Origin of the sequence: Rhizobacter sp. Root404 (assembly GCF_001425865.1) — a bacterium.
GTDB lineage: Bacteria > Pseudomonadota > Gammaproteobacteria > Burkholderiales > Burkholderiaceae_C > LMDS01.
The window spans coordinates 19903-44502 of the sequence record NZ_LMDS01000005.1; the positions used below are offsets into that span (position 1 = coordinate 19903).

At 69.0% G+C, this 24600-nt stretch carries 27 protein-coding genes; 16 read left to right on the forward strand and 11 right to left on the reverse strand.

Going from position 1 to position 24600, the window contains the following annotated elements; translation table 11 throughout:
- The first annotated feature begins 12 nt into the window (after positions 1-12).
- Positions 13-639: a phosphoribosylglycinamide formyltransferase gene (purN, locus tag ASC76_RS14220; RefSeq protein WP_056467516.1), complete on the forward strand. Its 627-nt coding sequence runs from the start codon at positions 13-15 to the stop codon at positions 637-639.
- Positions 640-646: 7 nt separating this feature from the next.
- On the opposite strand, the gene ASC76_RS14225 is transcribed toward purN, so the two are convergent.
- Both ASC76_RS14225 and ASC76_RS25755 read right to left on the reverse strand, forming a co-directional pair.
- A complete protein-coding gene (locus ASC76_RS14225) occupies positions 647-1303 on the reverse strand; it encodes a DUF1345 domain-containing protein (protein ID WP_056467519.1) in 657 nt (218 codons plus the stop codon).
- The gene (locus ASC76_RS25755; RefSeq protein ID WP_056470818.1) at positions 1300-1545 is read right to left on the reverse strand and encodes a DUF1653 domain-containing protein; all 246 of its coding nucleotides are present in this window, start codon (positions 1543-1545) and stop codon (positions 1300-1302) included. Before ASC76_RS25755 ends, ASC76_RS14225 begins: the two co-directional genes overlap by 4 nt.
- 19 nt (positions 1546-1564) lie before the next feature.
- Here ASC76_RS25755 and ASC76_RS14235 point away from each other — a divergent pair, with 19 nt between their 5' ends.
- Positions 1565-2824 (forward strand): RsmB/NOP family class I SAM-dependent RNA methyltransferase, encoded by a 1260-nt coding sequence (locus ASC76_RS14235; RefSeq protein WP_056467522.1) that lies wholly within the window; start codon positions 1565-1567, stop codon positions 2822-2824.
- Positions 2825-2949: 125 nt separating this feature from the next.
- Entirely contained in the window at positions 2950-4173 is a 1224-nt protein-coding gene (locus tag ASC76_RS14240; RefSeq protein WP_056467525.1) for a fatty acid desaturase, read from the forward strand.
- Between the two features lie 135 nt (positions 4174-4308).
- Here ASC76_RS14240 and rpmG read toward each other — a convergent pair whose 3' ends face one another.
- The 3 genes from rpmG to trxB form a co-directional block, all read right to left on the reverse strand.
- Positions 4309-4476 (reverse strand): 50S ribosomal protein L33, encoded by a 168-nt coding sequence (gene rpmG / locus ASC76_RS14245; protein WP_056467528.1) that lies wholly within the window; start codon positions 4474-4476, stop codon positions 4309-4311.
- Between the two features lie 12 nt (positions 4477-4488).
- Complete coding sequence (gene rpmB, locus ASC76_RS14250) at positions 4489-4722, reverse strand: 50S ribosomal protein L28 (protein WP_056467531.1); 234 nt, start codon at positions 4720-4722, stop codon at positions 4489-4491.
- 124 nt (positions 4723-4846) lie between these two features.
- Positions 4847-5797, reverse strand: coding sequence for a thioredoxin-disulfide reductase (gene trxB / locus ASC76_RS14255; RefSeq protein WP_056467534.1), 951 nt, complete (start codon positions 5795-5797; stop codon positions 4847-4849).
- Between the two features lie 220 nt (positions 5798-6017).
- Here trxB and ASC76_RS14260 point away from each other — a divergent pair, with 220 nt between their 5' ends.
- The 13 genes from ASC76_RS14260 (at position 6018) to ASC76_RS14320 (ending at position 19792) form a co-directional block, all read left to right on the forward strand.
- Positions 6018-6686 carry a Crp/Fnr family transcriptional regulator gene (locus ASC76_RS14260; RefSeq protein ID WP_056467537.1) on the forward strand — a complete coding sequence of 223 codons (669 nt, stop codon included), beginning with the start codon at positions 6018-6020 and terminating at the stop codon, positions 6684-6686.
- A 17-nt stretch (positions 6687-6703) separates the two neighbouring features.
- The gene (locus tag ASC76_RS14265; protein WP_056467540.1) at positions 6704-9076 is read left to right on the forward strand and encodes a DNA translocase FtsK; all 2373 of its coding nucleotides are present in this window, start codon (positions 6704-6706) and stop codon (positions 9074-9076) included.
- Positions 9073-9696 (forward strand): outer membrane lipoprotein chaperone LolA, encoded by a 624-nt coding sequence (gene lolA, locus ASC76_RS14270; protein ID WP_056467543.1) that lies wholly within the window; start codon positions 9073-9075, stop codon positions 9694-9696. The genes ASC76_RS14265 and lolA overlap by 4 nt, the downstream gene beginning before the upstream one ends.
- 88 nt (positions 9697-9784) lie before the next feature.
- Positions 9785-11101, forward strand: a complete 1317-nt coding sequence (locus ASC76_RS14275; protein ID WP_235580468.1) for a replication-associated recombination protein A — start codon at positions 9785-9787, stop codon at positions 11099-11101.
- A 253-nt stretch (positions 11102-11354) separates the two neighbouring features.
- Positions 11355-12278 (forward strand): branched-chain amino acid ABC transporter permease, encoded by a 924-nt coding sequence (locus ASC76_RS14280; protein WP_056467546.1) that lies wholly within the window; start codon positions 11355-11357, stop codon positions 12276-12278.
- An 18-nt stretch (positions 12279-12296) separates the two neighbouring features.
- A complete protein-coding gene (locus ASC76_RS14285; protein ID WP_082549196.1) occupies positions 12297-13463 on the forward strand; it encodes a branched-chain amino acid ABC transporter permease in 1167 nt (388 codons plus the stop codon).
- 13 nt (positions 13464-13476) lie between these two features.
- Complete coding sequence (locus ASC76_RS14290; RefSeq protein ID WP_056467549.1) at positions 13477-14253, forward strand: ABC transporter ATP-binding protein; 777 nt, start codon at positions 13477-13479, stop codon at positions 14251-14253.
- Between the two features lie 17 nt (positions 14254-14270).
- The gene (locus ASC76_RS14295) at positions 14271-14987 is read left to right on the forward strand and encodes an ABC transporter ATP-binding protein (RefSeq protein ID WP_200947165.1); all 717 of its coding nucleotides are present in this window, start codon (positions 14271-14273) and stop codon (positions 14985-14987) included.
- 63 nt (positions 14988-15050) lie between these two features.
- Positions 15051-16382, forward strand: coding sequence for an NAD(P)/FAD-dependent oxidoreductase (locus tag ASC76_RS14300; protein ID WP_056467552.1), 1332 nt, complete (start codon positions 15051-15053; stop codon positions 16380-16382).
- Positions 16379-17404 carry a hypothetical protein gene (locus tag ASC76_RS14305; protein WP_157615717.1) on the forward strand — a complete coding sequence of 342 codons (1026 nt, stop codon included), beginning with the start codon at positions 16379-16381 and terminating at the stop codon, positions 17402-17404. Before ASC76_RS14300 ends, ASC76_RS14305 begins: the two co-directional genes overlap by 4 nt.
- A complete protein-coding gene (locus ASC76_RS14310) occupies positions 17401-18276 on the forward strand; it encodes a MipA/OmpV family protein (protein ID WP_056467558.1) in 876 nt (291 codons plus the stop codon). The genes ASC76_RS14305 and ASC76_RS14310 overlap by 4 nt, the downstream gene beginning before the upstream one ends.
- An 8-nt stretch (positions 18277-18284) precedes the next feature.
- Positions 18285-19016 (forward strand): lysophospholipid acyltransferase family protein, encoded by a 732-nt coding sequence (locus tag ASC76_RS14315; protein WP_235580469.1) that lies wholly within the window; start codon positions 18285-18287, stop codon positions 19014-19016.
- Positions 19013-19792: a glycosyltransferase family 2 protein gene (locus ASC76_RS14320; RefSeq protein WP_056467561.1), complete on the forward strand. Its 780-nt coding sequence runs from the start codon at positions 19013-19015 to the stop codon at positions 19790-19792. The genes ASC76_RS14315 and ASC76_RS14320 overlap by 4 nt, the downstream gene beginning before the upstream one ends.
- A gap of 20 nt (positions 19793-19812) precedes the next feature.
- On the opposite strand, the gene fabG is transcribed toward ASC76_RS14320, so the two are convergent.
- Genes fabG through ASC76_RS14350 form a run of 6 tightly spaced genes read right to left on the reverse strand, consistent with a single transcriptional unit; the run spans position 19813 to position 24556 of the window.
- Positions 19813-20553: a 3-oxoacyl-ACP reductase FabG gene (fabG, locus tag ASC76_RS14325; protein WP_056467564.1), complete on the reverse strand. Its 741-nt coding sequence runs from the start codon at positions 20551-20553 to the stop codon at positions 19813-19815.
- Positions 20550-21029: a hypothetical protein gene (locus ASC76_RS14330; protein ID WP_056467566.1), complete on the reverse strand. Its 480-nt coding sequence runs from the start codon at positions 21027-21029 to the stop codon at positions 20550-20552. The genes fabG and ASC76_RS14330 overlap by 4 nt, the downstream gene beginning before the upstream one ends.
- Complete coding sequence (locus ASC76_RS14335; RefSeq protein WP_056467570.1) at positions 21026-21826, reverse strand: beta-ketoacyl synthase chain length factor; 801 nt, start codon at positions 21824-21826, stop codon at positions 21026-21028. The genes ASC76_RS14330 and ASC76_RS14335 overlap by 4 nt, the downstream gene beginning before the upstream one ends.
- Positions 21823-23007 carry a beta-ketoacyl-[acyl-carrier-protein] synthase family protein gene (locus ASC76_RS14340; RefSeq protein WP_056467572.1) on the reverse strand — a complete coding sequence of 395 codons (1185 nt, stop codon included), beginning with the start codon at positions 23005-23007 and terminating at the stop codon, positions 21823-21825. The genes ASC76_RS14335 and ASC76_RS14340 overlap by 4 nt, the downstream gene beginning before the upstream one ends.
- Positions 23004-23732: a bifunctional 2-polyprenyl-6-hydroxyphenol methylase/3-demethylubiquinol 3-O-methyltransferase UbiG gene (locus ASC76_RS14345; protein ID WP_056467575.1), complete on the reverse strand. Its 729-nt coding sequence runs from the start codon at positions 23730-23732 to the stop codon at positions 23004-23006. The genes ASC76_RS14340 and ASC76_RS14345 overlap by 4 nt, the downstream gene beginning before the upstream one ends.
- Entirely contained in the window at positions 23729-24556 is an 828-nt protein-coding gene (locus ASC76_RS14350; RefSeq protein WP_056467578.1) for a polysaccharide deacetylase family protein, read from the reverse strand. The genes ASC76_RS14345 and ASC76_RS14350 overlap by 4 nt, the downstream gene beginning before the upstream one ends.
- Positions 24557-24600 lie beyond the last annotated feature (44 nt).

Here is a 24600-nt window from a genome sequence, read left to right on the forward strand (position 1 = left end):
ACTGCGCGCCCTGTGAAGCGAATCGTCATTCTGATCTCGGGCCGCGGCTCCAACATGGAAGCCATCGTGCGGGCCTGCGCGACCGAGGGCTGGACTGCGCGCGTTGCGGCAGTGGTCGCCAACCGGGCCGATGCCGCAGGGCTCGAATTCGCGCGCCAGCACGGCATCGCGACCGCGGTCGTCGATCACACCGCGTTCGAGTCGCGCGCGGCCTTCGACGCCGAGCTGGCGCGGGCGATCGAGGCGCACACGCCGGACGTGGTGGCGCTGGCGGGCTTCATGCGCATCCTGACCGACGAGTTCGTCGAGCGCTTCGAAGGGCGGCTGATCAACGTGCACCCGTCGCTGCTGCCGGCGTTCCCCGGGCTGCATACCCATCGTCGTGCGATCGAGGCCGGCTGCAAGCTGGCAGGCGCCACGGTCCACTTCGTCACGCCCGCGCTCGACCACGGACCGATCATCGCGCAGGCCGTGGTGCCGGTGCTGGCGGCCGACACGCCCGAGTCGCTGGCCGCGCGCGTGCTGGAACGCGAGCATGTGCTGTACCCGAGGGCGGTGCGTTGGCTCGTCCACGGCCTGCTGCGCACCAGCCACGGGATCGTCACGCACACCAAGGGCGAGCCGCAGCTGTTGCGCTGAGCGAGGCTCAGATCATGCTCGCCGCGATGTTGATCGTGAACGCGAGGATGGTCGTGTTGAAGACGAACGACAGCACCGACTGCAGCAGCACGAGCCGGCGCATCGGCCGCGACGAAATCGTCACGTCGGCGGTCTGCGAGGCGACCGCGATGGTGAACGAGAAGTACAGGAAGTCGCCGTAGTCCGGCTCGAAATCCGACGCCTGCTCCGGAAACTTCAGGCCGCCGTTGTCGCCAGCGCTGACGTGGTACAGGCTCGCGTAGTTCAGGGAGAAGAGGGTGGGCACCAGCAGCCACGAACCTGTCACCGTGGCGAGCGTGAACAGCACGTGGGGCCAGGCCTGCTTGGGCACGCTGGCCTTGGCCGCGGCGAGCTCCATGAAGATCGCACCGAAGCTGGCGAGCGCACCGAGCGCGACGATCACCAGCACCGTGGTCGCCCCCTCGGCCTGCGCGACCGCGACGCGCTTCAGATCGGTCTGGTCGGAATGGCTCATCGTCCAGCCGGTCCACGCCAGGTAGAACCAGACGCCGACGTTCCAGCCGACCAGGCAGCGGGCGATGGCGCTGTCGACGCCGGTCGCGGCGAACGCCGCCACTGCGCCGAGCACGCCCGACACCACCAGGTGCGGGTGGGCGCGCAGGTGGCCGACGAGCGGTTTCACGCCCCGGGCACCGGCTCGAAGCGCGGCCGCGCGACGCCGTCGATCGTGATCGTCTCGAAGAACATCGCATGCGGCCGCACCCACCAGCCGGTGGCGTTGTAGAGCGGCCGGTAGACCACCAGCGGCTCGAGCGTCTCGCTGTGGCGAGCGACGCCGACGACCTCGTACTCGCCGCCCTTGTAGTGCCGGTAGCGGCCGAGCGGAACATCGGGCAGGGCGGGCAGATCGGAGTTGTCGGTCATGGCCAAGGATAATCCGCCGATGCACCCGAACGCCTTGCTCGAACTCGCCACCGAACTGATCCACCAGGTCCTGCAGCTCAAGCACCCGGCCGACGGCGTGGTGTCCGACTTCTTCCGCCAGAACCGGACGCTGGGCAGCCGCGAGCGCCATACGCTGGCCGAGACCACTTACACGGTGCTGCGGCAGCGGCTGCTGTTCCAGCACCTCGCCCAATCCGGCAAGGGCGAGATGGAGCGGCGCCTCGCGGTCCTCGCGTGGCAAGGCAACGAGGGCTTCCTGCGGGCTGCGCTGAGCGAGGCCGAGCAGCAATGGCTGGCGCAGGTGAGCCAGGTCGATCGCAGCGCGCTGCCGGACAAGCTGCGCCACAACCTGCCCGACTGGCTGGCCGAGCGGCTGCAGGCGGCCGTGGGCGACGAGTTCTGGCCGCTGGTCGAGGCCATGAACCAGGGCGCCGGGCTGGACCTGCGCGTCAACACCTTCAAGGCCAAGCGCGACGAGGTGCAAGCCGCGTTCAAGGCGGAGAATATCGAGGCGGTGCCGACGCCCTATTCACCGCTCGGGCTGCGCATCAACAGCAAGCCGGCGCTGCACAAGCTCGCGGTGTTCATGCGCGGCGACGTGGAGGTGCAGGACGAGGGCAGCCAGCTGCTCGCGCTGATGACCGGCGCCAAGCGCGGCGAGATGGTCGCCGACTTCTGCGCCGGCGCCGGCGGCAAGACGCTGGCGCTGGGGGCCGAGATGCGCAACACCGGCCGGCTGTATGCCTTCGACACCTCTGGCCACCGGCTGGCGTCGCTGAAACCGCGGCTGGCGCGCAGCGGGTTGTCGAACGTCTACCCGGTGCAGATCGCCCACGAACGCGACGAACGCATCAAGCGCCTGGCGGGCAAGCTGGACCGGGTGCTGGTCGATGCGCCGTGTTCGGGGCTGGGCACGCTGCGCCGAAACCCGGACCTGAAATGGCGCCAGACGCCGCAGGCGATCGAGGAGTTGCGCGTCAAGCAGGCGGCGATCCTGGCCAGTGCCGCACGCCTGCTGAAACCCGGCGGCCGGCTCGTCTACGCCACCTGCAGCCTGCTCGAGGCGGAGAACGAGGAAATCGCGCGAGCCTTCACGGCCGAGCGGGGCCGCGATTTCGCCGTGGTACCGGCTGTCGAGGCGCTGACCAAGGCGCATGTCGCGCAGGCCGACAGTCTGGTGCGCGGCGACTATCTGCGACTGTGGCCACACCGCCATGGAACAGACGGTTTCTTCGCCGCGGTCTGGCAGCGCCATTGAGATTCGTCCGAACGCCTTGACATGCCTCAAACAGGCGCCGTCAAACCCGTCAAATCGAAGGGGTTTGCGCGGGGGCGGTCCCTTACAATACTGCACCCGCGCGTCGAGCGGGCTCAAAGGTGAAAATGGATTCGTTTCTGATGGTTCGGGATGCGCTGGTCAACTGGCTGGCCGATGGCCTGGTCGGGGCCTCGTGGTGGGAGGTGCTGGTTTTCGCGCTGGTCGCGACGCACATCACGATCGCCTCGGTGACGATCTTCCTGCACCGCGCCCAGGCGCATCGCGCACTCGAGTTGCACGCGATCCCGTCCCACTTCTTCCGCCTGTGGCTGTGGCTCACGACCGGCATGGTGACGAAGGAGTTCGTCGCGATCCATCGCAAGCACCACGCGAAGTGCGAAACCGAGGAAGACCCGCACAGCCCGCAGACCCGCGGCATCAAGGCCCTGCTGCTGACCGGCGTGGAGTTGTATCGCGCCGAATCCAAGAACGCCGAGACGATGGTCAAGTACGGCAAGGGCACGCCGGACGACTGGATCGAGCGCAACCTCTACACCCGCTTCAGCTGGCAGGGCGTGGGCGTCATGCTGTTGCTCGACCTGATGCTGTTCGGCGCGATCGGCGTCACCGTCTGGGCCGTGCAGATGGCCTGGATTCCCGTGATGGCCACCGGCATCATCAACGGCATCGGCCACTGGTGGGGTTACCGTAACTTCGAGGCGCCGGACGCGTCGCGCAATGTCACGCCGTGGGGCATCATCATCGGCGGCGAGGAGTTGCACAACAACCACCACACCTATCCAACGTCGGCCCGTTTCTCGGTCAAGCCCTACGAGTTCGACATCGGCTGGGTCTATATCCGCGGCATGGAGATGCTCGGTCTGGCCAAGGTGCGCACGACCCCACCGATGTTGAAGCTCGGCGCCGTCAAGCCCGTGGCGGACGACAAGACGCTGGAGGCGATCATCGCCAACCGCTACGAGGTGATGGCCAAGTACGCGCGCAACCTGCGCCACGCGAGCCGTGCCGAAGTGGCGCGCCTGAAGGCCGAGGGCCAGCCCAGCGCCGCCAAGCTCGCGAACATGGAACTGGCCAAGCGCTGGCTGCATCGCGACGAGGACAAGATCCCGCACGCGCTGAAGGCGCAGATCGCCGCAGCGGTCGAGCACAGCCCGGGCCTGGCCAAGCTGGTCGCGATGCGCGAGGAACTGCGCTCGCTCTGGACCCGCACCAACGTGTCCGCGGAGCAACTGGTCGTCGACCTGCAGGCCTGGTGCAAGAAGGCCGAGGAGAGCGGTATCGCGGCGCTGCAGGAGTTCGCCCTCAAGCTGCGGGCCGCGCACGCCTGACGCGCCGAGCGCGCGCTATCGATGTGCCAAGGGCCGCTGACCGCGGCCCTTTTCTTTTGTCCGCTCAAAATGCGGCGGGCAACAAAAAACCCGCCACCAGGGCGGGTTCTTCAGTGAAGCGCAGTGCGCTACCTATTACTTCAGCTTCGTCTCTTTGTAAGTCACGTGCTTGCGTGCCTTCGGATCGAACTTGATCATTTCCAGCTTCTCGGGCGTGGTCTTCTTGTTCTTGTCGGTCGTGTAGAAATGACCGGTCCCGGCGCTGGATTCCAGCTTGATCTTCTCGCGTCCACCTTTTGCCATGATCGGTGCTCCTTAGATTTCGCCGCGGGCGCGCAGGTCGACGAGGACCTTCTCGATGCCCACCTTGTCGATCAGGCGAAGCGCCGCATTGGAGATGCGCAGACGCACCCAGCGGTTCTCGGCCTCGACCCAGAAGCGGCGGTACTGCAGGTTTGGCAGAAAGCGACGCTTCGTTTTGTTGTTCGCGTGGGAAACGTTGTTACCCACCATCGGGCCTTTGCCCGTGACCTGACAGACGCGTGCCATGACGCTTCTCCTAAACGATTAGATCCGGCGCTAGTCACAAGACTTCACAAGACTTGAAACACCGCCGGTACCGGAATTTCGGCAAAGACCGCGAGTATAGCAGGTCAGATGCGCATGTACACCGTCACTGCTCCAGGAAGCGCTGGGCGTCGAGTGCTGCCATGCAGCCCGTGCCGGCGCTGGTGATCGCCTGGCGATAGACATGGTCCTGCACGTCGCCGGCCGCGAACACCCCCGGCACGCTGGTCTGGGTCGCCATGCCGCCGAGACCGCTCTTCGTGATGAGGTAACCGTCCTTCATCTCGAGCTGGCCCTTGAAGATGGACGTGTTCGGTTCATGGCCGATGGCGATGAAGCAGCCCGTCAGCTTCAGTTCCGAGGTGGCCCCGCCTTGGGTGGCTTTCAGGCGCACGCCGGTGACGCCGGAGCCGTCGCCGAGCACCTCGTCCAGCGTTTGCCAGAGGTGCAGTTCCATCTTGCCCTCCGCCACCTTCGCGTGGAGTTTGTCGACAAGGATCGGTTCGGCGCGGAATTTGTCACGGCGGTGGATCAAATGAACTTTGCTTGCAATATTGGAGAGGTACAGCGCTTCCTCGACCGCGGTGTTGCCCCCGCCGACCACGCAGACCTCCTGCCCGCGATAGAAGAAGCCGTCGCAAGTGGCGCAGCCGCTGACGCCACGGCCCATGAACGCCTCCTCCGACGGCAGGCCGATGTACTTGGCGCTCGCGCCGGTCGCGATGATCAGCGCATCGCAGGTATAGCGCCCCGAGTCGCCGAGCAGCGTGAACGGCCGCTTGCCCAGGTCGACGCTGTTGATGTGGTCGAACACGATCTGCGTGTTGAAGCGCTCGGCGTGCTTCTGGAAGCGCTGCATCAGGTCCGGGCCCATCACGCCGTCGACATCGGCGGGCCAGTTGTCCACGTCGGTCGTCGTCATCAGCTGGCCGCCCTGCGCGATGCCGGTGATCAGCATCGGTTTCAGGTTGGCGCGGGCGGCATAGACTGCGGCGGTGTAGCCGGCGGGCCCCGAGCCGAGGATCAGGACGCGGGCGTGTTGGTCAGGAGTGCTCATGGCAGAAATGGATGGGTTTCGGGCGACCGTTCGGCGCGGTGATGCGGGAGTCTGACAGCCGTACGACCGGGTTGGCGCGCCGAAAATTAATGGTGACAATAGACAAATTGTAGGCAGCGCCCGAATTCGTTCGGACACTGTCCGCAAGGGAGGCGTCTCTGGCACAGATGCCGTGGGTTCATGGCAGGCCCGTTTTCAACAAAAGCAAAGGCAAATCCGCATGGCGATGTTGTCCAATCTCGACCTGATTCGGCGGGTCCCGCTGTTTTCGCTCCTCACCAACGACCAGGCGCAGGGCATCGCCGACGCGGTGGTCAAACGCCGGTTCCGGCGCGGGGAGATCGTCGTCGAGCACGGCAAGAAATCGAACGCGCTGTTCATTCTGCTGACCGGCAGGGCCCGCGTCCTCACCGCCGATTCGCGCGGCCGTGAGGTGATCCTCGCGGTGCTGCAGCCGGGCGACTATGTCGGCGAGATGAGCCTGATCGACAACGAGCCGCACTCGGCGACGGTGCGCGCCGAAGTCCAGACCGACATGCTCATCCTCGGCCGCGCAGAGTTCGCGCGCTGCCTGCCCGAGAACTCGAGCCTGTCGTACGCGATCATGCGCGGGCTGGTGCAGCGCCTGCGCAGCGCCGACCGGCAGATCGAGTCGCTCGCGCTGCTCGACGTCTACGGCCGCGTCGCCCGCACGCTGCTCGAGATGGCCGAGATGGAAGGCGATGTGAAAACGATCCGCAACAAGGTCTCGCGCCAGGACCTGGCCAAGGTCGTCGGCGCGTCGCGCGAGATGGTCAGCCGCGTCATGAAGGACCTCGAGGAACGCGGCATGATCGAGACGCAGGAAAGCGGCTCCGTCATCATCAAGGAACAGTTGACGCAGAGCTGATCGGCCACAATCCGCGGATGACCTTTCCACTCGGTTCGCTCCGCTCCGACGGCAACCCCGCCGGTGGCCTCGTCTCCGGCTCGTCGTCCTTCCCGCGCAACGCTGCTGCGCCGCATCATCCGGCCGGCTGGCGCGCCCAGCTCGGACTGCTGATCGGCGGTGTGCTGTGGTTGCTGGCGGTCATCGCGCTGGCTACGCACAACGCCGCAGACGCGGCGTTCTCGACCTCCGGCATCGCCCAGGTCCCCCTCAACAAGGCCGGCGCACTCGGCGCCTGGTTCTCGGACATCGCGTACTTCGTCTTCGGCTACTCGGTCTGGTGGGCCGTGGCGGTCGCGCTGCGCGCCTGGCTCGGCGCGCTGGCCGGCGTGCTGCGCAGCGACACGGCAGCGCCGCTGGCCCCGCCTGCCGCGCCGCGCCCGCTCTGGCTGTTTTGGGCCGGCCTGGCGCTGCTCCTCGCGGCCAGTTCGGCGCTCGAATGGACGCGCCTGTACCAGTGGGAGGGTCGGGTGGCCGGCGGCCACGCGGGCGGCGCGGTCGGCTACACGCTCGGCCACCTGAGCCAGCAACTGCTGGGATTTGCGGGCTCGGGCGTGCTCTGGATCGCCGCGCTGGTGGCGGGCATCGCGATGGCGCTGCGTTTCTCGTGGTTGCGGCTGGCCGAGCGCATCGGTGCCTGGGCGGATTCGTTGCGGGAGCGCCGTGTCGAGCGCATCGAGCGTGCCGAGGACGTGCGGGTCGGCGAGCAGGCGCTGCGCGAGCGCGAGGTGATCGTCGATGTCGAACACCGGCTGCACGAGGACCATCTGCCGATCGTGATCGAGGCCGCCGTGGTCGAGGTGCCGAAGAGCGAACGCGTCGTCAAGGAGCGCCAGAAGCCGCTGTTCACCGAGCTGGCCGACACCAAGCTGCCGCAGGTCGACCTGCTCGACGCCGCACCCGGCCGCACCGAGAGCGTCTCGCCCGAGACGCTCGAGATGACCTCGCGGCTGATCGAGAAGAAGCTGAAGGACTTCGGCGTCGAGGTGCGCGTGGTCGCCGCCTCGCCGGGCCCGGTGATCACGCGCTACGAGATCGAGCCCGCCACCGGCGTGAAGGGCTCGCAGGTGATGAACCTGTCGAAGGACCTGGCGCGCTCGCTGAGCCTGATCAGCATCCGCGTGGTCGAGACGATCCCTGGCAAGACGACGATGGCGCTCGAGCTGCCGAACCCCAAGCGTCAGACGATCCGCCTGTCCGAGATCCTGGGCTCGGCGGTCTACAACGACGCCAGCTCGCAGCTGACGATGGGTCTGGGCAAGGACATCGTCGGCAACCCGGTCGTCGCCGACCTCGCGAAGATGCCGCACTGCCTGGTGGCCGGCACGACCGGCTCGGGCAAGTCGGTCGGCATCAACGCGATGATCCTGAGCCTGCTGTACAAGGCCGAGGCGCGCGACGTGCGCCTGATCCTGATCGACCCGAAGATGCTCGAGATGAGCGTCTACGAAGGCATCCCGCACCTGCTGTGCCCGGTCGTGACCGACATGAAGCTCGCTGCCAACGCGCTCACGTGGGGCGTGGCCGAGATGGAGCGCCGCTACAAGCTGATGAGCAAGATGGGGGTGCGCAACCTCGGCGGCTACAACAAGAAGCTCGACGACGCGAAGGCGCGCGGCGAACTGATCCCGAACCCGTTCAGCCTGACGCCGGAGCAGCCCGAGCCGCTGGAGCGGCTGCCGAACGTCGTGATCGTGATCGACGAGCTCGCCGACCTGATGATGGTCGTCGGCAAGAAGATCGAGGAGCTGATCGCGCGCCTGGCGCAGAAGGCCCGTGCCTGTGGCATCCACCTGATCCTGGCGACGCAGCGGCCGAGCGTCGACGTGATCACCGGGCTGATAAAGGCCAACATCCCGACGCGCCTGAGCTTCCAGGTCAGCAGCAAGATCGACTCGCGCACCATCCTCGACCAGATGGGCGCCGAGGCGCTGCTCGGCATGGGCGACATGCTCTACATGCCTTCGGGCACCGGCTTCCCGGTGCGGGTGCACGGCGCGTTCGTCAGTGACGACGAGGTGCACCGGGTCGTCGAGTACCTGAAGAGCCAGGGCGAGCCGAACTACATCGAGGGCATCCTGGAAGGCGGCGTGCTCGACGACGGCCCGGATGCGCTGACCAGCGAAGGCGGCGTGATGGGCGGCGGCGAGAGCGACGCGATGTACGACCAGGCGGTCGCGATCGTGCTGCAGCACAAGCGCGCGTCGATCTCGCTGGTGCAGCGCCATCTGCGCATCGGCTACAACCGCGCGGCGCGATTGCTGGAACAAATGGAGAAGTCCGGGCTCGTATCCAGCATGTCCACCAACGGCAACCGGGACATCATCGCCCCGAACCGCCCCGCCGAATGAAACGAACCCTGATCGCGCTGTCGCTCGGCCTGATCGCGATCGCCGCGCGCGCCGACTCGGTCGACACGCTGCGCGAATTCATCCGCGACGTGAAGAGCGGTCGAGCGCAGTTCACCCAGACCGTCACGTCGCCCGACGGCGCGAAGAAGAAGACGTCGACCGGCAGCTTCGAGTTCACGCGCCCGAACCGGTTTCGATTCGCGTATGCCAAGCCGTTCGAGCAGGTCATCGTCGCCGATGGCCAGAAGGTCTGGATCTACGACGCCGACCTGAACCAGGCGAGTTCCCGCAAGTTCAGCGCCGCGCTCGGCGCCACGCCGGCGGCGCTGCTGGCGGGCGGTTCTCTCGACAAGGACTTCGACCTCGCGCCCGTCCCTGCAAAAGACGCGGCGAAGGACGGCCTCGAGTGGGTCTCGGCCACGCCGAAGTCGAAGGAGGGCAGCTTCAAGTCGGTCCGCGTGGGCTTTCGCGGCAAGGAGCTCGCGGCGGTCGAGATCGTCGACGCGTTCGACCAGCGCTCGCTGCTGCAGTTCAGCCAGTTCATGGCCGGCGCGGTGATCGCGCCCGAGACCTTCCAGTTCAAGCCGCCGCCAGGGGCGGACGTCGTAGAGCAGCCGTGAGCCCCGCCCGGCCGCCATGGGCCACGCAGAGGCCCACTTCCGTGGACCCGGGGGCTCGCACCGCAGTGCGTAGCACGGAGGTTACCCCGTGAGCCTGGCCGACGAGCCGCTGCTGCCATTCGACGACGAGCTCGAGGCGCCGCTCGCGGAACGCCTGCGCCCGAAGACGCTCGACGAGGTGATCGGCCAGCAGCACCTGCTGGGCGAAGGCAAGCCGCTGCGCGTGGCGTTCGCCTCCGGCAAGTTGCACTCGATGATCCTGTGGGGCCCGCCCGGCGTCGGCAAGACCACATTGGCGCGCCTGATGGCGCAGGGCTTCGACGCGCTGTTCATCGCGATCTCGGCCGTGCTCGGCGGCGTGAAAGACATCCGCGACGCGGTCGAGCGCGCGCAGATCGCGCGCCACGGCGGCAGCCGCACGGTGGTGTTCGTCGACGAGGTGCATCGCTTCAACAAGGCGCAGCAGGACGCGTTCCTGCCGCATGTCGAATCGGGCCTGTTCACCTTCATCGGCGCGACCACCGAGAACCCGTCGTTCGAGGTCAATTCGGCGCTGCTGTCGCGCGCGATCGTCCACGTGCTGAAGCCGCTCGGCGACGACGACCTGCGCGAACTGCTCGCGCGTGCGCAGGCACTGCTCGGCGCACCGCCGATGACCGAGCCGGCGCGCGACCGGCTGATCGGCTATGCGGACGGCGACGCCCGCCGCCTGCTGAACGCCTACGAGAACCTGATGGGCACCGCCGAGGGCGTGAAGGAGATCGACGAGGCCTTGCTCGAACGTTCGCTCGGCGAGCAGCTGCGGCGCTACGACAAGGGCGGCGAGCAGTTCTACGACACCATCTCCGCGCTGCACAAGGCGGTGCGCGGCAGCGACCCGGACGCCGCGCTGTACTGGTTCGTGCGCATGCTCGATGGCGGGGTGGATCCGCGCTACGCCGCGCGTCGCATCGTGCGCATGGCGACCGAGGACATCGGCCTGGCCGACCCGCGCGCGCTGCGACTGGCGCTGGATGCGGCCGAGACCTACGAGCGACTGGGCTCGCCCGAGGGGGAACTGGCCTTGGCGCAAGCGGTCGTCTACCTCGCGGTCGCGGCCAAGAGCAACGCCGTCTACGCGGCCTACAACGCGGCCCGCGCGTTCATCAAGCAGGACGGCACGCGTGCCGTGCCGCTGCGCTTGCGCAACGCGCCGACCGCGTTGATGAAGGGTCTGGACTATGGCAAAGGCTACCGCTACGCCCACGACGAGTCGGGCGGCTTCGCGGCCGGCGAGTCCTACTGGCCCGACGACGTGCGCGCACCGCGCTTCTACGAGCCGGTCGATCGCGGGCTCGAGATCCGTATCGGCGAGCGCCTCGAAGAGCTCCGCCAGCTCAACGAGGCCGCGCGCAAGCCCGGTTGACCGCGTCGATCCTGATACGGATTTGATGCACCATTACCGGGAAAGCCAGGGTCGGTAGCGCCTGCGCCGGCTCCTAGAATCCGCTGCGCCCGACCCAGGCTTGACTTGGCGGGCCGCCGGCGCACTCATGGTGGCCGGATTATTGCTACTGGATGAGGCACGGAAATCAGCCCCGCGAATGACGGGCACGCCGGATCGCAACGAGCTCGTCACGGGGCCGCGACCCGAGTCGACAACGCAGGAGTGACATCGAATGGACACCTTCATCCAGCAGATCATCAACGGTCTGGTGCTCGGCAGCGTGTATGCGCTGGTGGCACTGGGCTACACGATGGTCTACGGCATCATCAACCTGATCAACTTCGCGCACGGCGAGGTGCTGATGGTGGGCGCGCTGACCAGCTGGACCGTCGTCACCGCGCTGGCCGGCATGGGCCTGCCGGGCTGGCTGATGCTGCTGATCTCGCTGATCTGCGCGATCGTCGTCTGCTGCGTGCTGAACTACAGCATCGAGAAGATCGCCTACCGGCCGCTGCGCAACGCGCCGCGGCTGGCGCCGCTGATCACCGCGATGGGCATGAGCCTGCTGCTGCAGACGCTGGCGATGATCATCTGGAAGCCGAACTACAAGAGCTACCCGATCCTGCTGCCGAGCGAGCCGTACAACGTCGGCGGCGCGGTCATCAACAACGTGCAGATCATGATCCTGGTCGTCACCGCGATCACGCTGAGCGGGCTGATGTACCTGGTCAACAAGACCAAGCTCGGCCGGGCGATGCGCGCCACCGCCGAGAACCCGCGCGTCGCCGGCCTGATGGGCGTGCGACCCGACGCGGTGATCTCGGCCACCTTCATCATCGGTGCCGCATTGGCCGCGCTGGCCGGCGTGATGTACGCCGCCAACTACGGTTCGGTGCAGCACACGATGGGCTTCCTGCCGGGCCTCAAGGCCTTCACCGCGGCGGTCTTCGGCGGCATCGGCAACCTCGCCGGAGCGATGGTCGGCGGCGTGCTGCTCGGGCTGATCGAGTCGCTCGGAGCCGGCTACATCGGCGCGTTCACCGGCGGCATCCTGGGCAGCAACTACCAGGACATCTTCGCGTTCATCGTGCTCATCCTCGTGCTGACGCTGCGCCCGCAAGGCCTGCTCGGCGAGCGTGTGGCGGACCGTGCCTGACCCGCAGGAGCGACTGACATGAACTTCAAAGAGAACAAGACGATCAAGATCGCGGTCGTCGCGATCGGCCTGCTGATCCTGCCGCTGCTCGCGCAGCAGGCCGGCAACGCGTGGGTCCGCATCATCGACATCGCGCTGCTGTACGTGCTGCTGGCTCTCGGCCTGAACATCGTCGTCGGCTTTGCCGGCCTGCTCGACCTGGGCTATGTCGCGTTCTACGCGGTCGGCGCCTACATGTTCGGCCTGCTCGCCTCGCCGCAGCTGACCGACACGTTCCCGGCGATCGCCGCGATGTTCCCGAACGGGCTGCACACCCCGTGGTGGGTGATCATCCCGCTCGGTGCGGTGCTGGCCGGCGGCGCCGGCGTGCTGCTCGGCGCCCCCACGTTGAAGCTGCGCGGCGACTACCTGGCGATCGTCACGCTCGGCTTCGGCGAGATCGTGCGCGTGTTCATGAACAACCTCGACGCGCCGATCAACATCACCAACGGCCCGAAAGGCATCGCGCAGATCGACGACATCTCGATGTTCGGGGTCCACTTCGGCAAGACCCAGGAGCTTTTCGGGATGGAGTTCCCGAAGGTCACGAACTACTACTACCTGTTCCTCGCGCTGGTGCTGATCGGCATCGTTGTCTGCTACCGCCTGGAGCGCAGCCGCATCGGCCGTGCCTGGATGGCGATCCGCGAGGACGAGATCGCCGCCAAGGCGATGGGCATCAACACCCGCAACCTGAAGCTGCTCGCGTTCGGCATGGGCGCCACCTTCGGCGGCGTCTCCGGCGCGATGTTCGCGAGCTTCCAGGGCTTCATCTCGCCCGAGTCGTTCTCGCTGCAGGAGTCGGTGATGATCGTCGCGATGGTCGTGCTCGGCGGCATCGGCCACCTGCCCGGCGTGATCGTCGGCGCACTGCTGCTGTCGGCGCTCCCCGAGGTGCTGCGGTACGTGGCCGGGCCGCTGCAGGCGATGACCGACGGCCGGCTCGATGCCTCCATCCTGCGCCAGCTGCTGATCGCGCTCGCGATGATCGGCATCATGCTGTCGCGGCCGCGCGGTCTGTGGCCGTCGCCCGAGCACGGCCAGGACGTCACGCCCGACACGCTGCCCGTGAATCCGCACGCGCACCTCACGCCCGGCGAACAGATCCCGCCGCCGGTGACCCCCATCGTGCCGACGGCCAAGTGAGGAGCGCCCCACCATGAGCGAAACCATTCTCCATGTCGCCGGTGTATCCAAGCGCTTCGGCGGCCTGCAGGCGCTGTCGGATGTCGGCATCACGATCCTGAAGGGCCAGGTCTACGGCCTGATCGGCCCGAACGGCGCCGGCAAGACCACCTTCTTCAACGTGCTGACCGGGCTGTACACGCCCGACTCGGGCACCTTCGAGCTCGGCGGCAAGCCGTACAAGCCGACCGCAGTGCACGAGGTCGCGAAGGCCGGCATCGCCCGCACCTTCCAGAACATCCGCCTGTTCGCCGAGATGACGGCGCTCGAGAACGTGATGGTCGGGCGCCACGTCCGCACCGAATCCGGCCTGGTCGGCGCGGTCTTCCGCACCGCCGGCTTCAAGGCCGAGGAGGCCGCGATTGCCAAGCGCGCGCAGGAACTGCTCGACTACGTCGGCATCGGCCGCTTCGCGCAGTACAAGGCGCGCACGCTGAGCTATGGCGACCAGCGCCGCCTCGAGATCGCCCGCGCGCTCGCCACCGACCCGAAGCTGATCGCGCTCGACGAGCCCGCCGCCGGCATGAACGCCAGCGAGAAGCTGGTGCTGCGCGAGCTGATCGACCAGATCCGCAAGGACGGCCGCACCATCCTGCTGATCGAGCACGACGTGAAGCTGGTGATGGGCCTGTGCGATCGCCTGACCGTGCTCGATTACGGCAAGCAGATCGCCGAAGGCACGGCCTCGGAGGTGCAGAAGAACGAGAAGGTGATCGAGGCCTACCTCGGCGCCGGCGACAAGAAACACTGAGCACGGGAACGAACACCATGGCAAACACGTTGCTCAAGGTCACCGGGCTGAAGGTCGCGTACGGCGGCATTCAAGCGGTCAAGGGCGTGACCTTCGAGGTCCACGAGGGTGAACTGGTCAGCCTGATCGGGGCCAACGGCGCCGGCAAGACGACCACGCTGAAGGCGGTCACCGGCATCCAGCCCTCGGTCGGCGGCGACATCGAGTACCTCGGCAAGTCGATCAAGGGGCAGGGCCCGTGGGATCTGGTCAAGCAGGGCCTGGTGATGGTGCCGGAAGGGCGCGGCACCTTCACCCGCATGACGATCACCGAGAACCTGCAGATGGGCGCGTTCATCCGCAACGACAACAAGCAGATCGAGGCTGACATCGACAAGGTGTTCGCGATCTTCCCGCGCCTGAAGGAGCGCCGCAACCAGCTCGCCGGCACGATGAGCGGCGGCGAGCAGCAGATGCTCGCGATGGGCCGCGCGCTGATGGCCCAGCCCAAGGTGCTGCTGCTCGACGAGCCGTCGATGGGCCTGTCGCCGATCATGGTCGACAAGATCTTCGAGGTCGTCAACGACATCCACCAGCGCGGCACGACGGTGCTGCTGGTCGAGCAGAACGCGAGCCGGGCGCTGCAGCTGGCCTCGCGCGGCTACGTGATGGATTCGGGCGAAGTGACGATGAGCGGCGACGCCAAACAGCTGCTGAACGACCCGAAGGTTCGCGCCGCCTACCTCGGGGAATAGGCGCTGCCGGCGCGCACGCGTGCGCCGTCTGGACGGGAGGGCTGACGATACAATTCGCCGGCCATGAAGACCCCGTCCTCCTCTCCTGCCACGCCTGATTTCCACTGCGACGTGCTCGTCGTCGGCGGCGGTCCCGCAGGCGCGACGATCGGCGCCCTGCTCGGCGAGCGCGGCCGCGATGTCGTGGTGATGGAGAAGGCGCACCACCCGCGCTTTCACATCGGCGAATCGCTGCTGCCGGCGAACGTCCAGCTCTTCGACCGGCTCGGCGTGCGCGACGCGATCGCTGCGGTCGGCATGCCAAAGTGGGGCGTCGAATTCGTCTCGCCCGACCACGACCACAAAGCCTTCGTCGAGTTCTCGGAGGCCTGGGACAAGAGCATGCCGTACGCGTGGCAGGTGCGTCGTTCCGAGATGGACGAGATCCTGTTCCGCAACGCCGCGCGCCGGGGCGCACGCACCCTCGAAGGCCATCAAGTGCGCGCGGTCGAATTCGACGCGGAGGGCGCGACGGTGCAGGTCGAGCTCGACGACGGCGCGCGCCAGACCTGGCGCACGAAGTTCATCGTCGATGCCTCCGGCCGCGACACGCTGCTGGCCAACCAGTTCAAGATCAAGGAAAAGAACCCCAAGCACAACAGCTCGGCGCTCTATGGCCACTTCACCGGCGCCAAGCGCCTAGAGGGCAAGCTCGAAGGCAACATCACGATCTTCTGGTTCGAGCACGGCTGGTTCTGGTTCATTCCGCTGACCGACGGCACCACCAGCATCGGCGCGGTGTGCTGGCCCTACTACCTGAAGACGCGCCAGAAGCGGCCGCTGCCCGAGTTCCTGCGCGACACGATCGCGCTGTGTCCGCAACTGGCCGAGCGGCTCGACGGCGCGAGGCTGGTCGATGACGCGGTCTACGCCACCGGCAACTATTCGTACAGCAGCACCCGCAGCAGCGGCGACCGCTACCTGCTGCTGGGAGACGCCTACGCGTTCGTCGATCCGGTGTTCTCGAGCGGCGTGTTCCTGGCGATGCAGAGCGCCTTCGAGGGCGCCGACGTGGTCGAGACCGCGCTCGATCGCCCCAATGCCTATGCCGCGGCGCGGCGCCGCTTCGACAAGCGCATGCAGCACGGGCCGCGCGAGTTCTCCTGGTTCATCTTCCGCGTGACCAACCCGACGATGCGCGAGTTCTTCATGTACCCGCAGAACCCGTTGCGCGTGAAGGAGGCGCTGCTGTCGCTGCTGGCCGGCGACATCTTCGGCAAGACGCCGATCTGGGGGTCGCTGCGCGTGATGAAGGCGCTGTACTACATCGTTTCGATCGGCAACCTCGGCCGCACCGTGCGCGCCTGGAAGCGCCGCCGCGTCAACATCCGCGACGTCGAGGGCTCGGTCGCGTGAGTGTGGTTCCGGCGTCCGCACGCGAACTCGCTGTCGCCACCGAACCGCTGCTGTTCCGCCGCGTCTGGCTGGACGCAGGCGCGCCGCCGGTCGATGCGGCACATGCGCTCGGCGGACGTCTCGTCGGTCATGACGCTGCCGCGTTGCACGCCCCGCTGCTGGCACGCCCGGGCCCTGCGCACGACTGGTGGCTCGGTGGCTGCGTCGGTGCCGTCCAGCAGCACGGCTGCGTGCAGTTCGTGACCGATGGCGATTGGCTGCACGGCGTGGCAGAGATCGATGACCAGGCCGTCGGTCTGCAGGCCGCATCGCACCGCGCGTACACCGACCTGTTTGCGGTACTTGCGCAGAACCGCAGCCCGAACCTGCTGCGGCTGTGGAACTACCTCGCCGACATCAACCGCGAGACCGATGGCAGCGAGCGCTACCGGCAGTTCAACGCGGGCCGCCAGCAGGCGTTCATCGAGGCGCGCCGCAGCGCGTTCGAGGGATCGCCCGCCGCGTGCGCGCTCGGCACGCGCGACGGGCCGTTGCGGGTCTACTTCCTGGCCGGCCGTCGGCCGCCGCTGGCGATCGAGAACCCGCGTCAGGTCAGCGCCTACCGCTACCCTGACACCTACGGCCCGCGCAGCCCGACCTTTTCGCGCGCGGCGCTGGTGGACGCAGGGGGCGGCCGCGACGCGCTGTTCATCTCCGGCACCGCGAGCATCGTCGGCCACGCCACCGTGCACGTCGGCGACGTGAAGCGTCAGACCGAGGAGAGCCTGCTGAACATCGACACCGTGCGCCAGGTCGCCGCCGAGCGTGCCGGCGTGCCGTTCCCGGCCGACGCGCTGAGCTACACCGTCTACGTGCGCCGCGCCGACGACCTCGCCGTCATTCGCGAGGTGTTCGAACGGGCCGTCGGTGCCGACACGCCCGCCGCGCGCGACGCCATCTACCTGCAGGCGGACATCTGCCGCAGCGAACTGCTGGTCGAGATCGAGGCCCACGGCTTCGCGTTGCGCAAGACGCCCGCATGAAGACCCGCAACGAACGCATCGCCGCGCTGGTGCTCGCCGCGGTTGGCGGCATCGCGAACGCCCAACCGGTCGAGCCCGGACCGGATGTCGATGCCGGCACCGGCACGCGCGTCCAGCGCCCGCTGTGGGAACTGGGCCTGGGCGTGGCCGGCCTGAGCCTGCCCGACTACCGCGGCTCGGACCAGCGCCACGCCTATGTGCTGCCGCTGCCCTACATCGTCTACCGCGGCACCTGGCTGAAGGCCGATCGCGACGGCGCGCGCGCGCTGCTGTTCGACTCCGCGCGGGTCAAGGTCGACATCAGCGCCGCGGCGTCGACCCCGACGCAAAGCTCGGACAACGACGCGCGCCAGGGCATGCCCGACCTGCACGGCACGTTCGAGCTCGGCCCGAACCTGAACATCACGCTCGCCCGATCGCGCCCGGCCCGCTGGAAGCTCGACCTGCGCCTGCCGCTGCGCGCCGGCTTCTCGATCGAGCGTTCGCCGCGCTTCGTCGGCACGACCTTCGAGCCGAACCTGAACCTCGATCTCGGCGGCGTGGCCGGCGGCTGGAACGTCGGCCTGCTGACCGGGCCGGTGTTCGCCGACCGCAAGCAGCACGGCTACTTCTACGGTGTCGATCCGGCATACGCGACCGCCTCCCGCCCGGCCTACCAGGCGCATGGCGGCTACGGTGGCTGGCGCGCGCTGGCGGCGAGCTCGCGCCGCTTCGGCAACGCCTGGGTGGGCGCGTTCCTGCGCTACGACCAGCTGCGCGGCGCCACCTTCGACGACAGCCCGCTGGTGCGGCGCCGTTCCGCGCTGACCTTCGGCTTCGGCGTCTCGTGGATCCTGGCGACCTCGTCCGCGCAAGTCTCCAGCCCCGACTGAGGTGCTGTTTGCGTAGCCTGCGGCGCCTCTTCCAGAGCATCCTCTTCTACGTGCTGCTCGCCCACCTCGGGGCGATGTCGCTGACGTGGAACCTCGTCTGCACGGTGCTGTATCCGTTCCTGACGCGCGCGCAGGGCGTCGTCGTCGGCCGGGCGGCGATCTCGTCGGTCTACCGCGGGTTCTGGACCTGTGCGCAGTGGCTCGGCCTGATGCGCATCGACTACACCGCGCTCGACGCGCTCGAGCGCGACGCCGGCCTGATCATCGCGGCCAACCACCCGACGATGCTCGACGCGCTGCTGGTGATCGCGCGCGTGCCGCGCGGCATCTGCATCATGCGCGCGAGCCTGATGCGCAACCCGTTCCTCGGTGCCGGCGCGCGGCTGGCGCGCTACATCCGCAACGAGCCGCCGCGCGGCATGATCCGCAGCTGCGTGACCAACCTGAAGGAAGGCGGCCAGCTGGTGCTGTTCCCCGAGGGGACGCGCACCATCCACCCGCCGATCAATCCGTTCCGGCCCGGCATCACCTTGATCGCGCAGATGGCGCAGGTGCCGATCCAGACCGTGTTGATCGAGTCCGAGTCGCCGTATCTGGGCAAGGGCTGGCCGATCTGGCGCACGCCGCAGTTCCCGGTCGTGATCCGCGTGCGGCTCGGCCGGCGCTTCGCGCCCGAGGCCGACCATCAGGGTTTGCTCAAGCGGCTGGAGACGTATTTCGCGGAAGAATTGAGCCGATGAACGAGGCGTCGCGCAGCCACCTGGTGCTGATCCCGAGCTACAACACCGGCCCGCAGGTCTATGCCACGGTCCAGGCGGCGCGGGCGCAGTGGACCCCGGTCTGGGTCGTGACCGACGGCAGCACCGACGGCACGCCCGCAGGCCTTCGGGCAATGGCCGCGGCCGACCCGGGCCTGCGGCTGATCGAGCTGCCCGCCAACGCCGGCAAGGGCGCGGCCGTGCTGCACGGCCTGCAGGCCGCACGCGCGGCCGGCTTCACGCACGCGCTGACGATGGACTCCGACGGGCAGCACCCCGCCGCGCTGATCCCCGAGTTCATGCAGACCTCGCTGCGCCACCCCGAGACCATGGTGCTGGGCCGGCCGGTGTTCGATGCCTCCGCGCCGCTGCTGCGCGTGCGCGGGCGCCGCATCTCGAACGGCTGGACCAACCTCGAGACGCTCGGCGCCGGCATCGACGATTCGCTGTACGGCTTCCGCGTCTACCCGATCGCCGACCTGATCGCGGTGATGCAGCGCCAGCCGTGGATGCGCCGCTTCGATTTCGACACCGAGGCCGTCGTGCGTCTGGCCTGGCGCGGCGTCAAGCCGCTCAATCTGGCCGCGCCGGTCAAGTACCTGACGGCCGAGGAGGGCGGCGTCTCGCATTTCCAGTACGGCCGCGACAACGTCCTGCTGACCTGGATGCACACCCGGCTGATGCTCGAGTTCGCGTTGCGATTGCCGCTGCTGCTGTGGCGCCGCCTGACGGGCCGTCCGCCGTTCCAGCGGCTCTGAGCCGACGCCCGGCCGGGCGGCTAGACCATCCCGCCGTTGATCGAGATCACCTGCCCGCTGATGTAGCCGGCCGCATCGGACGCGAGGAAGGCCACCAGCGCCGCGACCTCGTCGGCCCGGCCGGCACGCTTCATCGGCACGATGCGCTCGATCATCGCCTTGTCGAACGTGCCGTCGGCCATGCCCGATTCGATGATGCCCGGCGCGACCGCGTTGACCGTGATGCCGCGGCTCGCGAGCTCGAGCGCCAGCGCCTTGGTCGCGCTGTTCAGGGCACCCTTCGCGGCGGCGTAGTTGACCTGGCCGCGGTTGCCGGTCAGCGCCGCGACCGACGAGATGTTGATCACGCGGCCCCAGCGGGTGCGGATCATCGGCATCGTCAGCGGCTGCGTGACGTTGAAGAAGCCGTTCAGCGAGACGTCGATCACGCCGTCCCACTGCTCGGCCCGCAGCGCCGGGAAGGCGGCGTCGTCGTGCGTGCCGGCGTTGTTGACCAGCACCTGGACCGGGCCGGCGTCGAGCAGCGTCGCGCAGGCCGCGTGCGTGGCCGCGCGGTCGGTGACGTCGAAGGCGACCGACTCGGCGCTGCCGCCCGCGGCGGTGATCTCGGCGGCGATCGATTCGGCCGCAGCCAGCCGGCTGTTCGCGTGCACGATCACGTGCAGGCCGTCATGCGCGAGCTGCAGCGCGATCGCGCGGCCGAGGCCGCCGCTGGCGCCGGTGACGAGGGCGCGCTTGCGCGAGTGGGTCGTGGTGTTCATGCGGCAACGGGCGTGTTCAGCACCACCGCGGCCCGGCCTTCGGCGAGCAGGCGGTCGGCGTGGTGCACGGTGAAGGCGTAGAGGATCTGGCGTGCGTCGCCGGCCTGGCGGACCGCTTCGATGCGCAACGCGTCGGCGTGGCCCGCCAGCGGTTGCGGCAGATCGTCGAGCCGCAGCACGTGCAGCTGCACGCCGCGCGCGCTGGCCAAGTAGCCGGGCGAGGCTGGCGTGCCCGCCGCCTGCCCGATCAGCGCGCCGTGCAGGGCCATCGCCTGCGCGGCGTATTCGATCGCGACGGGCGCGAGCAACCCGCGGCGCGTGCGCAGCGGGTGGGCCGGGTCACGGTGGTCGACGGCGCGGCACACGACCTGCTCCAGGCTCCACGCGTCGAGGCGGTCCAGCAGGCACATCGTGCCGCTGTGCGGGATCAGCGCGGCGATGCCGTCGTGCGTCAGCGTCTGCGGCGACAGGCTCATGCGAGGTCGATCTGCAGATGGCTGCCGGCGAGGTAGCCGAGCACCACCCGGCTCGGCCTTCCTTCTCGTGCCAGGGCGAGCAGCAGCGGCAGCGCCGCCGCCGCCGGAATCACGCGTCGGAGCTCGTCCAGCGCGGGATCCGCGCAACGCGTCACCGCCTCGTCGGCGCCGATCAGCGTGATCGTCAGCGCCGCGATCGAGCGGGGGCCCGGCGCCGGCGCGAGCACGAGCGCGAGGCCGAAGTGGTCGGGCAGCGGCCGCGTGGCGTGCAGCGGCTCGGGATACGGCGAATCGCTCGCGACCAGCAGCTGCGGCGCGCGGCCCAGCACCACGCTCGTCGCGGCCTCGATCAGCCCGGCGCCGAAGCTGCCGTCGAACGCGCACAGGCTGGTCGATGCGGCGCGGCTGCCGACCGCGATGTGCCAGCAGCCCGAGGCGGCGTTGTGCACCGAGTTCGTGAAGCGGGTCGGCGAGACCATCGGCGTCGGTGTCGCGAGCGTCTCGCACAGCGCGTGGCAGTTCGTGCCTTCGCCGCTGCTGGACGTGAACACGGTCGCCAACGTTGCCGGGTCGAGCTGTGCCTGCGCGACCGCCTCGTCGGCGATCGCGAGCGCGAGCTTGACGGCGGCGCCGGCACGGCGTCGCTCGGCCGGCGGCAGGCGTGCCGGTGGCGGCAGCACGGTGGCGGCGGTCGCATGAGCCTGTGTGCCGCGCAGCACGTCGAGCGACGCCGCCCACGACGCGAGGCCCGGGCCCGCGAGGCCGATGCCGTCGACCCAGACGCGCAGGCCGCTCACGATGCGGCTCCCAGCACCAGGCTGGCGTTCGAGCCGCCGAAGCCGAAGGAATTCGACAGCACGCGCCGCACCGGCGCCACGCGGTTGGCGACCAGGTAGTCCAGGTGCAGGGCCGGGTCGCGTTGCTGCACGTTGAGCCCGCCCGGCATCAGCCCGTGGCGCATCGCCAGCAGCGCGATCGCGGCTTCGACGCCGCCGGCCGCGCCGAGCGTGTGGCCGGTCGCGCCCTTGGTCGAGCTGCACGGCGTGGCGGTGCCGAACACCGCGCCGACCGCGGCGTCCTCGGCGGCGTCGTTGCTCGGTGTCGCGGTGCCGTGCAGGTTGATGTAGTCGATGTCGGATGGCGCCAGGCCCGCGTCGGCCAGCGCCGCGCGCATCGCGGCGATCGCGCCGGCGCCTTCGGGGTGCGGCGTGCTCATGTGGTAACCGTCGTTGCTCTCGCCGAGGCCGAGCATCCAGCCCTGCGGGGGCGTCGTGGCGTCGCGCTCGAGCAGCGCGAAGGCCGCGGCCTCGCCGATCGACAGGCCGTCGCGCGCGGCGTCCCACGGCCGACAGATCTGGGTCGACAGCAGTTCCAGCGAGTTGAAGCCGTACAGCGTCGTCAGGCACAGGCTGTCGACGCCGCCGACCAGTGCCGCGTCGATCAACCCGGCCTCGATCAGCCGCGCCGCGTTGCCGAACACCTTCGCGCTCGACGAGCAGGCGGTGGACACGACCCACGCCGGCCCGTCGAGGCCGAGCGCCCGCGCCGCGAAGTCGGCGACCGAGAAGGTGTTTTGCGTCGGGCCGTAGCGGAAGTCGTCCGGCAGCGCGCCGTCCGCGCCGCGGTGCCGATACGCGTGTTCGGTCTGCAGCAAGCCCGAAGTGCTGGTGCCCAGGAACACGCCGACGCGACGCCCACCCCAGCGCGCCCGCGCCGCGGCCACCGCATCGCGCAGCCCGTCCTGCTGCAGGCCGAGCCAGGCGAGGCGGTTGTTGCGGCAGTCGAAATCGCTCAGATCGGCGGGCAGCGCGACCGCATCGACGCCCTCGACCTCGCCGGTCCAGGTCGGCAGCGGCAGGTTCTCGAAGCGCACCGGCGCAAGGCCGCTGCTCTGGGCCTGCAGCGCCGCCAGCGTCGCGGCATTGCCGGCGCCGAGCGCGGTGGTCAGCGTGCACGCGGTGATCGCGAGCGGGCTCATGCGGCGGCCTTCACACGCGCGACCAGCAGCACGTTGGCGAACGGCGTGCCAGCGCTCATCGGCTGCGGCGTCACCTCGAAGCCGAGCGCCTCGAGCTGCCGCGTCCAGTCGGCGAGCGTGCGACCATATTGCGGCACCACGCGGTGGCCGCGCACGAAGGTCACGACCCGGTCGACCCACTGGCTGGTGACGAAGCCGCGCCGCGACGCCGCGTCGCCGATGCGCAGCAGCAGCCGGCCGTCCGAGCGCAGCGCGCCGCGTACCCGGGCGAGCACCTCGTTCTGCTCGGGGATGCTGATGTAGTGCAGGACGTCGAGGATCACGACCGCGTCGACCTCGGGAAAGGGCGTGTGGCGCATGTCGCCGCAGACGAACTCGGCTGCATCGCCGAGTGCGGCCTTGGCGCGGTGCACGTCGCGCGGCATCAGCTCGACGCCGGTGACGCGCGCCGCGACCGGCGCCGGCGCCCAGCCCGCGGGCCAGTGGCCCTGGTGTTCGAACTGCGCGCAGGTGCGCAGCAGGCTGGCCAGCAGGCCCTGGCCGCAGCCGATGTCGAGCACACGCGCGCGCGGCGGGATCAGACCCGCCTCCAGCACGTGGCGGAACACCGGGTCCATGCCGAGCTTGCCGCGCGCGAAATGCCAGGCGAAGCGTCCGGCGCTGCGGTAGGGCAGGCTGGCGGCGGCGATCAGCGCGAGCCAGACGGCGGTGTGGGCGGGCGTCATGCGAAGGCCTCGGGCAGCGTGACGGCGCGCAGGCCGTCGGTTTGGAAGCGCTGCAGCAGGGCCGGCAGCACCTCGAGCGACACCGGCCGGCCGCTCGCGGCGCGGGCCGGATGGTGATCGTGCAGCAGCAGGATGTCCCCGGCGGCCAGCCCGCGAGTCAGGCGTCCGAGCACGACGTCGGGATCGCGCTGCGCCGTGTCGAAACCGCGCCGCGTCCAGCTCGCGAGCTGCAGGCCGAGCTCGTACAGCACCGGCGCGAGAAACACGTTGCGCAGCCCGGCCGGCGCGCGGAAGAAGCGCGGGCGCTGGCCGGTGACCTGGGCGAGCGCGTCCTGCGCGCGGCCGATCTCGCGCCGCAGCGCCGCCGGGCCGCGCAGCGAGAAGCTGTGGGCGTGCGCGTAGCTGTGGTTCTGCACGCTGTGGCCGCGCTGCACGATCTCGCGGCACAGGGCCGCGTGCTGTTCGGCGTGGCGGGCGATGCAGAAGAAGGTCGCGCGGGCGCCGTAGGCGTCGAGCAGGTCGAGCACCGCAGGGGTGATCTCGGGATCGGGGCCATCGTCGATCGTCAACGCGACCTCGCGCCGCGCCGCGGACACGGCCGGCAGTCGCAGCAGGTTCGCGCCGAGCCAGGTCGAGCGCGGCCACAGCCCGGTACCGGTGATCAGTGCATGGTCGAGCACCACCGCGCCGAGCGCCCACGGCCACAGCGGCGGCTGCGTCAGCGCCAGCGCCGCGGCGCCCACGTGGCAGGCAACGCTCGCCTTCAGAAGCGGCGGCAGCGGCCAGCGGGCAGGCGATGGGGCGGGGGTGGCGGGGGCGTGCATCGGATGAAGGAATGGCGCCGGATTTTCACACGCCGCCGCGGCCC